The following is a 12,256-nucleotide window of genomic DNA, read 5'->3' on the forward strand; positions in this document are numbered from 1 at the left end:
ATATCAGGACCAGCGAAAAAGTTTTAGGAGTTTCGCTAGAGTCAGCCCCTGCTGCTTGTTGAATAATCGTTGAATAACCATAAAGGCTTCACTGCCTGTTTCTTCATTCTTCTCCTTTAAGACCTACACCGCAGCAGGAGTCAAAAATATGAATAACGCCAGGAAAGAAGATATTGCATGGGTGAATACCCTGAAAGGGGTGTGCATATTGCTGGTGGTGCTGTATCACACCGTATTACCCGGCTTTGAAGGCACGGTTAAATATCTTAGCGCCGGCTGGATCCCGGCGGAAATATGGGTGCAGTTTAATACGGTGTTATCACCGTTGCGTATGCCCGCCTTTTTCTTCGTCTCCGGCCTGCTTGCCACCAACGGCATTCTCAACCGACCGTGGAAACAGGTATTTACCAGCCGCATTACCAATCTGTTCTATCTCTATGTGCTGTGGGGCTTTATTCAGTGGTGGTCGATTGTCGGCATTTCGACTGAAATCACCGGCCAGCGTATCTCGCAGAACCTCAACGCGGCTTACGCCGGTTCGCTGCTGGAGTTCCTTAAGCTGACCTTCCTGGCGATGAGCACCTCGTGGTACCTGTACGGTCTGGCGATCTACTTCCTGTGCGCCAAAATCTTCCGTCAGCACAAAGTGGCGCTGCTGGCGGCGGCGGTGGTGCTGAATTATCTGGCGGTGGAGAAGATCATTCCCTACTGGGGACCGCAGAGCGTGGCGCAGTATTTCCTGTTCTTCCTGCTGGGCGCGTTCTGGAGCCCGCTGATGTTGCGCCTGAGTCAGCTGCGCCGCGAGAACCTTCTGCCGTGGGCCGCGCTGGCGGCGCTGTCCGGTCTGCACGTGATTTTTGGCCTCGATAAGAGCCTGTTCATGTGCATCATCGCGGTGCTGGTGAGCGTGGCGGCGTGCCGCTGGCTCAACGCGCACTTCAGCATGCGTTACTTCAACTGGATTGGCCGCAACACGCTGCAGATCTACGTTATCCACCGCATTTTTATTGAGTTCTTCGGCATGTCGGCGATTCTGTTTGCGCAGCGCCATCATCTGTTTGAGCAGGCGTGGTTTGCACTGCTGTGGGCGTGCTTCTATCCGCTGGCAATTGTCGGCATCTGTTCGCTGTGTTCGGTGGCGGTGTGGTCGCTGACCAACCGTGGGCTGGGGCAGTCGCTGTTTGTGTTCCCGACGCTGATTGGTTTGAAACGCAGTAAGTCGGTGGCGTGATGTGCGCTGGTAAGGTTTAAAGTGGTACAAAAACGACGGAACGTTTCGTAGCGGCGCGATTCATCGCACAATGAATGGCGCCGCTACGGCCTTGTTACAACTTGCGGTGTCCTTCACCGATCTCCATTACGCCATCCATGGCGATCCTGCTTTATTTAACCAATGGTCATCAGGCTGGCGTTGCCGCCGGCGGCCGCGGTATTGACGCTCAGCGAGCGCTCAATCAGCAGACGTTCCAGCAGCAGATTGGTCTCGCCGCGGGCAAAGCCCTGCACTGACACAATCGCGCCTTCGCGGGCGGCAATCTGTTCGCACAGGCTGCGCAGCTGATCGGCATCGCCGTGATAGATCACCGCATCAGACTCCGCCGCCAGCACATCTTTCGCCAGCGTGATGCGCGCCTGCACCGCAGCCGGCAGCGACTGGCGCAGCGTCCGGTGCAGCTCGTCATCCTGCCACAGTGCCTGGCTACCGACGCTGGTGACCGCCGCCAGCTGAATCAGCGCATCCTGCTGGTTATCTGCGATACACAGCACCCGATCGCGCGGCAGCAGCGTAAAGGTGTTGCGCTCACCGGTCGGGCCTGGCAGCAGTCGCACGGTTCCGGCCTGGCTCAGCGCATCGTAACGCTGACATAGCGCCAGCAGTTCCGGCTTATCCTGTGCCCAGCTCTGCAATGCCTGATGCGCGCTCAGCAGCGTAGTGCGCACGCTGCTGTCCACCGGCCGTTCGGCATCCTGACGATCAAAGGTGATGCGCAGAGCACCGTCCGGACGATGTGCCAGCAGGCGGTAGAGATAGAGCGGACCGCCGGCTTTCGGACCGGTGCCCGACAGGCCTTCGCCGCCGAACGGCTGCACGCCGACCACCGCGCCCACCATGTTACGGTTAACGTACAGGTTGCCGACTTTCGCCCCGGCCGTCACCTGCGCAATGGTTTCGTCGATACGGGTATGCACGCCGAGCGTCAGGCCATATCCCGAGGCATTAATCTGCTCAATCAGCTGCGGCAGGTTGTTGCGCGCAAAGCGCACCACGTGCAGCACCGGACCGAACACCTCTTTATCCAGATCGCTGACCTGATCGAGCTCAATCAGCGTCGGTTTGATAAAGGTGCCGCTGTGCCACTCTTTGCTGTCCTGCGGATGCTCCTGCACCGCCTGATACACGGTAAAGCCTTTATTGCGCATCGCCTGGATATGACGCTCGATGTTGGCTTTGGCTTCAGCGTCGATCACCGGACCGACGTCGGTCGACAGACGCTCCGGATTGCCCATGCGGCATTCGGCCATGGCACCACGCAGCATCTTCAGCGTGTGGTCAGCCACATCGTCCTGGATGCACAGCAGACGCAGCGCCGAGCAGCGCTGACCGGCGCTGTCAAACGCGGACGCCACGATATCCACCACCACCTGTTCGGTCAGCGCCGAAGAGTCGACGATCATGGCGTTCATGCCGCCGGTTTCGGCGATCAGCGGCGTCGGACGACCCTGCGGATCGAGGCGGCCAGCGAGGTTGCGCTGCAGCAGGGTGGCGACCGCCGTTGAGCCGGTGAACATCACGCCGCGCACCCGCTCGTCGCCGGTCAGCTGAGCACCCACCGTTTCGCCCTGACCGGGCAGCAGTTGCAGCACGCCAGCCGGTACGCCGGCATCCAGCATGATCTGCACTGCCTGCGCGGCAATCAGCGGCGTCTGCTCGGCGGGTTTCGCCAGCACGCTGTTGCCAGCCGCCAGGGCGGCGGCAATCTGGCCGGTGAAGATCGCCAGCGGGAAGTTCCACGGGCTGATGCACACTACCGGACCGAGCGGGCGATGGGTTTCGTTATCGAAATCGTCACGCACCATGCCGGCGTAGTAGTAGAGGAAGTCTACCGCTTCGCGCACTTCGGCAATGGCGTTGTTGTAGGTTTTACCCGCCTCACGCACCAGCAAACCAATCAGCTGCTGCATCTGGTCTTCCATTGTCTGTGCGGCACGTTCGAGGATCGCGGCGCGCTCCTGCGGCGGCGTGGCGAACCAGATCGGTCCGGCATTCACCGCGCCATCCAGCGCACAGGAGACCTCTTCAGGGGTGGCTTCCCGCACGCTACCGACGATATCCGCCGGCGTGGCCGGGTTGATCACCGCGCGGCTGCTGCCGCTACCCAGCTCGCCATCAATGATCGGCTGAGCCTGCCACGGCTGGCTGGCGCTGGAGAGCAGGGCGCTGGAGAGCGACGCCAGGCGGTGTTCGTTGGCCAGATCCAGACCGGCAGAGTTAACACGCTTGTCGCCATACAGATCGCGCGGTAGCGGAATCTTCGGATGCGGCAGGCCAATGGCGCCTTCTGCGACACCCATTTTCTCCACCGCAGCCACCGGGTCGGCCACCAGCTCGTCAATCGGCAGCGTGTTGTCAGCGATGCGGTTGACGAACGAGGTATTGGCGCCGTTTTCCAGCAGGCGACGCACCAGGTAGGCCAGCAGCGTTTCGTGGGTACCGACCGGCGCATAAATCCGGCACGGCCGGTTCAGCTTGCCGTCGGCCACTTTGCCCACCACCTGCTCGTACAGCGGTTCGCCCATGCCGTGCAGGCACTGGAATTCGTACTGGCCAGGATAGTAGTTGTTGCCCGCCAGCTGGTAGATCGCCGCCAGCGTGTGGGCGTTGTGGGTGGCAAACTGCGGATAAATCAGGTTAGGCACCGCCAGCAGTTTACGCGCACAGGCGAGGTAGGAGATGTCGGTGTATACCTTGCGGGTGTAAACCGGATAGCCTTCAAGGCCTTCCATCTGCGCGCGCTTGATTTCGCTATCCCAGTAAGCGCCTTTCACCAGACGGATCATCAGACGACGGCGGCTGCGCTGGGCCAGATCCACCAGCGCATCAATCACAAACGGGCAGCGCTTCTGATAAGCCTGAATCACGAAACCGATGCCGTTCCAGCCTTCCAGCTCCGGCTCAAAACAGAGTTTTTCCAGCAGATCGAGCGACAGCTCCAGGCGATCGGCTTCTTCGGCATCGATGTTGATGCCGATGTCATACGAGCGCGCCAGCAGCGTCAGCGATTTCAGGATCGGATAAAGCTCTTCCATCACCCGCTCATACTGCGCGCGGCTGTAGCGCGGATGCAGTGCCGACAGCTTGATGGAAATGCCCGGACCTTCATAAATGCCGCGTCCGTTGGAGGCTTTACCAATGGCATGAATCGCCTGCTGATAGGAGATCAGATAGGCTTTGGCATCGCTGGCGGTGAGTGCCGCTTCGCCCAGCATGTCATACGAGTAGCGAAAGCCTTTCTCTTCCAGCTTGCGCGCGTTGGCCAGCGCCTCGGCGATGGTTTCGCCGGTGACGAACTGTTCACCCATCAGGCGCATCGCCATATCCACGCCTTTGCGGATCAGCGGTTCGCCACTCTTGCCGATGATGCGGTTCAGCGATTTAGACAGGTTGGCTTCATTGTGCGTGGAGACCAGACGCCCGGTAAACAGCAGGCCCCAGGTGGCGGCGTTGACGAACATCGACGGGCTGCGGCCCAGGTGTGACTGCCAGTTGCCGTTGCTGATTTTATCGCGGATCAGCGCATCGCGGGTGGGCTTGTCAGGAATACGCAGCAACGCTTCCGCCAGACACATCAGCGCTACGCCTTCCTGAGACGAGAGCGAGAACTCCTGCAGCAGGCTTTGCACCATGCCGGCGCGTCCGGTTGCCCCTTTTTGGTGCCGTAGCTTGTCCGCCAGGCTGTATGCCAGCTGGTGGGTTTTCTCTGCCAGCGGGGCAGGGAGACGCGCCTGCTCCAGTAGCATCGGCACCGCATCGGTCTCCGGACGACGCCACGCGGCGGTGATGGCCGAGCGGCTGACCGACTGCGGCAAAATGTGTTCGGCGAAGTCGAGGAAAGGCTGGAAACTCTCTTCCGGCACGCGCTCATCGTCTACGGCATCATTCAGCTGCAGCGGGATCTCCGCCAGCGTTTCTCCCGCTTCCAGCTGGCCGAGATAGTTAAAAATTGCCTGCTTGATCAGCCAGTGCGGCGTGCGGTCAATCTTTTGCGCCGCCAGTTTAATGCGATCGCGGGTGGCTTCATCCAGCTTCACCCCCATGGTGGTGGTTCCCATGATTTCCTCGTCCTCAAAGTGTGAATCAACTTCAGCGTGGGCTGCACTATTACTCATGTTGCAACTTTGTGCAACCGTGTTAAATGTGACCTCGGTTGCACGTTTTTAACCGGCTTTTTTGTTAACGCAGCAAAAGCGGCACAGAACTTGCTGCAAGAATCTCGCCAGAGTTGCAACCCACCGCAACATCACGCCTCCTGGCTGACATCAGGTGCAACTTAAAATGTGAACAGGCGCAACCTGTGAGCATGAAAAATGCAAAGTCAGGTGAAACCCAGGTAACAGCTGTGTTAAATGCATTGTGCGCGTCGCACCTTTGCGGCAGGATACCGCGCCTTATGAGAAATCGCTTTCTCTGGATGCGGTAAAGCCCTGACGTTATCCCGTTCCGGTAACGCAGGAAAAAGATTTCTCTTAAGAGATCAAATAATAAGTGGAGAGACAGATGACAGTAAGTACACCGATGCTGGTGACATTTATCATTTACATCCTCGGGATGGTGTTGATTGGTTTTATCGCGTACCGCTCAACCAAAAACTTTGACGACTATATTCTGGGCGGTCGCAGCCTGGGCAGCGTGGTGACCGCGCTGTCAGCCGGGGCCTCGGACATGAGCGGCTGGCTGCTGATGGGACTGCCGGGCGCGATTTTTCTCTCCGGGATCTCTGAGAGCTGGATTGCCATCGGCCTGACGATTGGCGCGTGGCTGAACTGGAAAATTGTTGCGGGTCGCCTGCGCGTGCAGACCGAGCATCACAATAACGCCTTAACCCTGCCAGACTTTTTCACCAGCCGCTTCGAAGACCACAGCAAAATTCTGCGTGTCATCTCGGCACTGGTAATCCTGATCTTCTTCACTATTTACTGTGCCTCGGGCGTCGTTGCCGGCGCGCGCCTGTTTGAAAGCACCTTCGGCATGAGTTATGAAACCGCGCTGTGGGCCGGCGCGGCAGCAACCATTCTTTATACCCTGGTGGGCGGCTTCCTTGCGGTGAGCTGGACCGATACCGTGCAGGCCAGCCTGATGATTTTTGCGCTGATCCTGACGCCGGTGATTGTGATTATCGCTGTCGGCGGACTGGATGATTCGCTGGCGGTGATTGAAGCGAAAAGCCTGGAAAACCTCGATATGCTGAAGGGCCTCAACTTCGTGGCGGTGATTTCACTGCTCGGCTGGGGGCTCGGCTACTTCGGCCAGCCGCATATTCTGGCGCGCTTCATGGCGGCAGACTCGCACCGTTCTATTCGTACCGCACGCCGCATCGGCATGGCCTGGATGATCCTGTGCCTGGCCGGCGCCGTCGCGGTGGGCTTCTTCGGCATCGCCTATTTCCAGAACCATCCGGATCAGGCGGCGGGCGTGAGCGAAAACGGCGAGCGCGTGTTTATCGAACTGGCACGTATTCTGTTCAATCCGTGGATCGCCGGTATTCTGCTCTCAGCCATTCTGGCGGCGGTGATGTCGACCCTGAGCTGTCAGCTGCTGGTGTGCTCGAGCGCGCTGACCGAAGACCTGTATAAAGGTTTCCTGCGTAAAAATGCCAGCCAGAAAGAGCTGGTATGGGTTGGCCGTTTGATGGTGCTGGTGATTGCGCTGGTGTCGATTGCGCTGGCCTCTAACCCGGAGAACCGCGTGCTCGGCCTGGTGAGCTACGCCTGGGCAGGCTTTGGTGCTGCATTCGGTCCGGTGGTGCTGTTCGGCGTGTGCTGGAAGCGCATGACGCGCAACGGCGCGCTGGCTGGCATGATTATCGGTGCCGCCACGGTGCTGATCTGGAAGCAGTACGCCTGGCTCAATCTGTATGAAATCATCCCGGGCTTCCTGTTTGCCAGCATCGCGATTGTCGTGGTGAGCCTGGCCGGTCGCGAACCGTCGGCTGAAGCGCAGCAGCGTTTTATTGCTGCCGAAGCGGAATACAACACCAAATAACGGTGATGGCCTGAGTAAAGCGGGGAGCGCGAGTGCCGTGCTCCCCGCACTGTTAGTGTCACGTCCTCTGCGCACGATTCATAGCCTAATTTGTCACTCCACCCTGACTTTCCCGCATCGCACTCTGACCCGCAAAAGCAAAATTAATTTCGCGCGGTGACTTGTATTTTTATCCGCGATAATGATAATCGATATCGTTCGCACTTTACGTATTTTTACCTAAGGTTTACCCTCCTTAACATTCAAGAGGTTGGTGATGTTCGTTCCCTTTCTCATTATGCTGCGCGAAGGTCTCGAGGCAGCACTCATCGTCAGCCTGATTGCCAGCTATCTCAAACGCACCCAGCGCAGCCAGTGGTTCCCCGCGATGTGGGCCGGCGTGTTTATCGCTGCGGTGTTGTGCCTCGCGCTCGGTATTTTCATCAACGAAACCACCGGTGAGTTCCCGCAGAAACAGCAGGAGCTGTTCGAGGGCATCGTGGCGGTCATTGCCGTGGTGATCCTCACCTCGATGGTGTTCTGGATGCGCAAGGTGTCGCGCAATATCAAAGCCACGCTGGAAAAATCCGTCGATCAGGCGCTGCAGAAGCCGGGCGGCAGCGGGTTGCCGCTGGTGCTGATGGTGTTTCTCGCCGTGGCGCGTGAAGGGCTGGAGTCGGTGTTCTTTCTGCTGGCGGCCTTCACCCAGGATGTCGGTTATGCGCCGCCGATTGGCGCGGTGCTGGGTCTGGCGACCGCCATCGTGCTCGGCATGCTGATTTACTACGGCGGCGTGCGGCTTAACATGGCGCACTTCTTCCGCTGGACCAGCCTGTTCATCCTGATGGTGGCGGCAGGTCTGGCGGCGGGGGCGATCCGCGCCTTCCATGAGGCGGGACTGTGGAACCACTTCCAGGCGACCGCGTTTGACTTCAGCAACACGCTCTCGACCCATTCGATCTTTGGCACGCTGCTGGAAGGCATTCTGGGTTATCAGGAAGCGCCGAGCGTCAGCGAAGTCGCGGTATGGCTGATTTACCTGATCCCGGCGCTGCTGCTGTTTTTCTTCCCGGCGCGTCCGGCACCCAGCGCCGCACGGTCGGTGCGCTAACTTTTCGCAGGCGCGCGTGCGCCTGTACCTTCATGTAACAGGGATATGACTATGACGATTCGCTTCCGCCGTAAGGCGCTGTTGCTCTCCATGCTGGCGCTGTCCGGTGCCGCTTCTGCCGCTGCCGTACCGCAGGTCACGGTGACGGTCACTGACAAGCAGTGCGAGCCGATGTCGCTCAACGTGCAGGCCGGTAAAACCCAGTTCATTATCAAAAACAACAGCCAGAAAGCGCTGGAGTGGGAAATCCTCAAAGGCGTGATGGTGGTGGAAGAGCGCGAAAACATCGCGCCCGGCTTCAGCCAGAAGCTCACCGCCAACCTGGAAGCGGGTGAATATGACATGACCTGCGGTCTGCTCACTAATCCGAAAGGCAAGCTGGTGGTCAGCGGTGACAGCAAAACCGCCAGCAGCGGCAAGCCAGATGTGCTGCAGCTGGTCGGGCCGATTGCCGATTACAAAGTCTACGTGATGGCAGAAGTGAGCGCGCTGGTGGCCGGCACCAAAGCCTTTACCGACGCGGTAAAAGCCGGTGACGTGGAAAAAGCCAAAGCGCTGTATGCGCCGACGCGTGTGCATTATGAGCGCATCGAGCCGATTGCCGAACTGTTCTCTGACCTCGACGGCAGTATTGACGCGCGTGAAGATGACTTCGAGAAAAAAGCGGAAGATCCGAAATTTACCGGCTTCCACCGGCTGGAAAAACTGCTGTTCGCCGACAACACCACCAAAGGCGCGGACGCGTTCGCTGACCAGCTGTATAAGGATGTGCAGGATCTGCAAACCCGCGTCAGCGAGCTGGCCTTCCCGCCGGCGAAAGTGGTCGGTGGCGCGGCAGGCCTGATTGAAGAGGTAGCGTCCAGCAAAATCTCCGGTGAGGAAGATCGCTACAGCCGTACCGATCTGTCCGATTTTCAGGCCAACATCGACGGCGCACAGAAAATCGTTGATCTGCTGCGTCCTCTGCTGCAAAAAGCCAATCCGCAGCTGCTGGCGAAAGTGGACGCGAACTTTAAGAAGGTGGATGGCATTCTCAGCAAATACCGCACCAAAGACGGTTTTGCTTCCTATGAAAAGCTGACCACCAGCGACCGTAATGCGCTGAAAGGGCCCATCACCACGCTGGCGGAAGATCTCTCCCTGCTGCGCGGCACTTTAGGTCTTGATTAATCATGAGTAAAAAAAATGACGCGGCGCAACCGTCGCGTCGTCGTCTGTTACAGGGATTGGGCATGCTGGGTGGCGCGGCGGCACTGGGCGGCGGCTGTCCGTTCCATGCCGCCAGCGCGGCAGAGAGTTTCTCACCCGGTACGGTAGCACCCGACGCGCGCCAGCAGGCGCAACCGTTTTACGGCGCTCATCAGGCCGGCATCCTGACGCCGCAGCAGGCATCTATGATGCTGGTGGCGTTTGATGTGCTGGCCGGTGATAAAGCCGAACTGGAACGCCTGCTGCGGCTGCTGACGCAGCGCTTTGCCTTTCTCACCCAGGGCGGACCGGCGCCGGCGGTGCCCAATCCGCAGCTGCCGCCGCTCGACTCCGGCATCCTGGGTGCGGACATCGCGCCCGATAACCTGACCCTGACGCTGTCGGTGGGGCATTCACTGTTCGACGAGCGCTTCGGGCTGGCCGCGCATAAACCCAGCCAGCTGCAGACGATGACACGCTTTCCCAACGATTCGCTCGACGCCGCCCAGTGTCATGGCGACCTGCTGATTCAGATCTGCGCCAATACCCAGGATACGGTGATTCACGCGCTGCGCGATATCATCAAGCACACGCCGGATCTGCTGGCGGTGCGCTGGCGGCGCGACGGCTTTATCGCCGATCACGCTGCACGCAGCAAAGGGCGCGAAACGCCGATCAACCTGCTGGGTTTCAAGGATGGCACCGCCAATCCGGATACCCACAATACTCAGTTGATGGACCAACTGCTGTGGGTGACACCAGAACAGCAGGAACCGGCGTGGACGCACGGCGGCAGCTATCAGGCGGTACGCATCATCCGTTTTCACGTTGAAATGTGGGACCGTACGCCGCTGGGCGAGCAGCAAACCATTTTTGGTCGTGAGAAGTTGTCCGGCGCGCCGCTGGGGATGCAGCACGAGCACGACGTGCCGGATTACGCCCGCGATCCGGACGGCGAGATTATCGCACTGGATGCGCATATCCGGCTCGCCAATCCGCGCACGCCGCAAACCGACAGCAGCCTGATGCTGCGGCGCGGCTACAGCTATTCCTCGGGGATTACCGGGGCAGGGCAGCTGGATATGGGGCTGCTGTTCGTCTGTTATCAGCACGATTTAAGCAAAGGCTTTATTACCGTGCAGAAACGACTCAACGGCGAAGCGCTGGAAGAATATATTCGTCCCATCGGCGGCGGATACTTTTTTGTTTTGCCCGGCGTGGCGGACAAAAATCATTATCTGGGGCAGCCGTTGCTCGAAGCCTGATTAATTAATGTACAGCGCTTGTCCGCCGTTCGCGGTGCCAGGCGCTGCTGTTAAGCCCGTCTTAAATTTCTCCTGTCTCGCTGTGATGTCCGAATTTTCTGAAACAGTTTGTTAAGTGCTGAATTACCTATCCTGCTGAATATTAATATTAATTTAATTTAAGCGCACCGGGCTGATGCAGCGCCACGCGGGTTTTCTTTGCCGTAAAGTAAAAATAGTGTTGCAAATCGGCGGAAATATGATGAACTTTAGTCATAGCGTCGTCAGTTGTGTGGCTAAGTCCACTGGAGTTCGCGCATGGCCCGGTCCTTATACGGACAGTTAAATACACTTCAGCTAGCGCAGTACGCTGCGGGGGATTGCCTCCCGCGTGAGAATCCTCTTCACTTTTCTTTTATCGCCTTCGAATTCTTTTCCGATGTTTACCGGTGCGCGGCAGCGTTTCGGCGTTGTTGCACACTTTTCTCACTGGCTCGATACGGCTTACAAGGAAGCCAACAAAACCTCTAAAGCGTTCAAATCATCGCCGCGGGTGATCCGCCGCGATAAATGAAACCAACTGTAAGGTGCCACTATGGGAAGACAGAAAGCAGTGATCAAAGCGCGTCGTGAAGCCCGCCGAGTGCTTCGCAGTGACTCTCGCAGTCATCGTCAGCGTGAAGAAGAATCGGTCACTTCGCTGGTGCAGATGGGTGGGCTGGATGCAATTGGCATGGCGCGCGATGTGCGTGACCGGTCACCAATTGAGGCCAGAAACGATGCTCAGGCGCACTATCTTAACGCCATAGAAACGAAACAGCTGATATTCGCGACCGGTGAAGCCGGCTGCGGTAAAACCTGGATCAGCGCTGCGAAAGCAGCCGAGGCCCTGATCAATAAGGACATCGAAAGGATCATTGTGACGCGCCCGGTTTTACAGGCGGATGAAGATCTCGGTTTCCTGCCAGGAGACATCTCCGAGAAATTCGCCCCCTATTTCCGACCGGTTTACGACGTTCTGGTTAAACGTCTCGGCGCTTCCTTTATGCAGTACTGCCTGCGACCCGAAATCGCCAAGGTAGAGATCGCGCCCTTCGCGTATATGCGCGGACGTACCTTTGAGAATGCGGTGGTGATTCTGGATGAGGCGCAAAACGTCACCGCTGCGCAGATGAAGATGTTCCTGACCCGCCTGGGCGAAAACGTCACCGTGATTGTCAACGGGGATATCACCCAGTGCGACCTGCCCGCCAGCGTCAAATCTGGCCTTGCCGATGCGCTGGCGCGCTTCGAAGAGGATGAGATGATTGGCGTGGTGCGTTTCGGTAAAGACGACTGCGTTCGCTCGGCACTGTGCCAGCGCACGCTGCATGCTTACAGTTAACCTTGAAAAAATAGCTAATCTCAACCCGGCTGCGGCCGGGTTTTTCATTGCTATGCTTACGGGAAGAAAAAGGGCGGAAACGATGAGCG

Annotated in this window: 7 protein-coding genes; 6 read left to right on the top strand and 1 reads right to left on the bottom strand. The window is 58.4% G+C overall.

Annotated elements, in window-relative coordinates; genetic code table 11:
• The first annotated feature begins 148 nt into the window (after nucleotides 1-148).
• Nucleotides 149-1,231, top strand: coding sequence for an acyltransferase family protein (locus C1N56_RS08270; RefSeq protein ID WP_394517378.1), 1,083 nt, complete (start codon nucleotides 149-151; stop codon nucleotides 1,229-1,231).
• 155 nt (nucleotides 1,232-1,386) lie between these two features.
• On the opposite strand, the gene putA is transcribed toward C1N56_RS08270, so the two are convergent.
• Nucleotides 1,387-5,331 (bottom strand): trifunctional transcriptional regulator/proline dehydrogenase/L-glutamate gamma-semialdehyde dehydrogenase, encoded by a 3,945-nt coding sequence (gene putA / locus C1N56_RS08275; RefSeq protein ID WP_394517460.1) that lies wholly within the window; start codon nucleotides 5,329-5,331, stop codon nucleotides 1,387-1,389.
• A 445-nt stretch (nucleotides 5,332-5,776) separates the two neighbouring features.
• Between putA and putP the strand changes: the two genes are divergently transcribed.
• The 5 genes from putP to phoH all read left to right on the top strand — a co-directional run bounded on the left by putP (nucleotide 5,777) and on the right by phoH (nucleotide 12,167).
• Nucleotides 5,777-7,261, top strand: coding sequence for a sodium/proline symporter PutP (gene putP / locus C1N56_RS08280; RefSeq protein ID WP_058780697.1), 1,485 nt, complete (start codon nucleotides 5,777-5,779; stop codon nucleotides 7,259-7,261).
• Between the two features lie 256 nt (nucleotides 7,262-7,517).
• The gene (efeU, locus tag C1N56_RS08285) at nucleotides 7,518-8,351 is read left to right on the top strand and encodes an iron uptake transporter permease EfeU (RefSeq protein ID WP_264239916.1); all 834 of its coding nucleotides are present in this window, start codon (nucleotides 7,518-7,520) and stop codon (nucleotides 8,349-8,351) included.
• A gap of 51 nt (nucleotides 8,352-8,402) precedes the next feature.
• A complete protein-coding gene (gene efeO, locus C1N56_RS08290; protein WP_104093194.1) occupies nucleotides 8,403-9,521 on the top strand; it encodes an iron uptake system protein EfeO in 1,119 nt (372 codons plus the stop codon).
• A 2-nt stretch (nucleotides 9,522-9,523) separates the two neighbouring features.
• Nucleotides 9,524-10,804 carry an iron uptake transporter deferrochelatase/peroxidase subunit gene (efeB, locus tag C1N56_RS08295; protein WP_104093195.1) on the top strand — a complete coding sequence of 427 codons (1,281 nt, stop codon included), beginning with the start codon at nucleotides 9,524-9,526 and terminating at the stop codon, nucleotides 10,802-10,804.
• Nucleotides 10,805-11,378: 574 nt separating this feature from the next.
• Nucleotides 11,379-12,167, top strand: coding sequence for a phosphate starvation-inducible protein PhoH (phoH, locus tag C1N56_RS08300; RefSeq protein WP_058757427.1), 789 nt, complete (start codon nucleotides 11,379-11,381; stop codon nucleotides 12,165-12,167).
• The last annotated feature ends 89 nt before the right edge of the window (nucleotides 12,168-12,256 follow it).

The sequence above is a fragment of the Pantoea sp. SGAir0175 genome, from assembly GCF_043547855.1.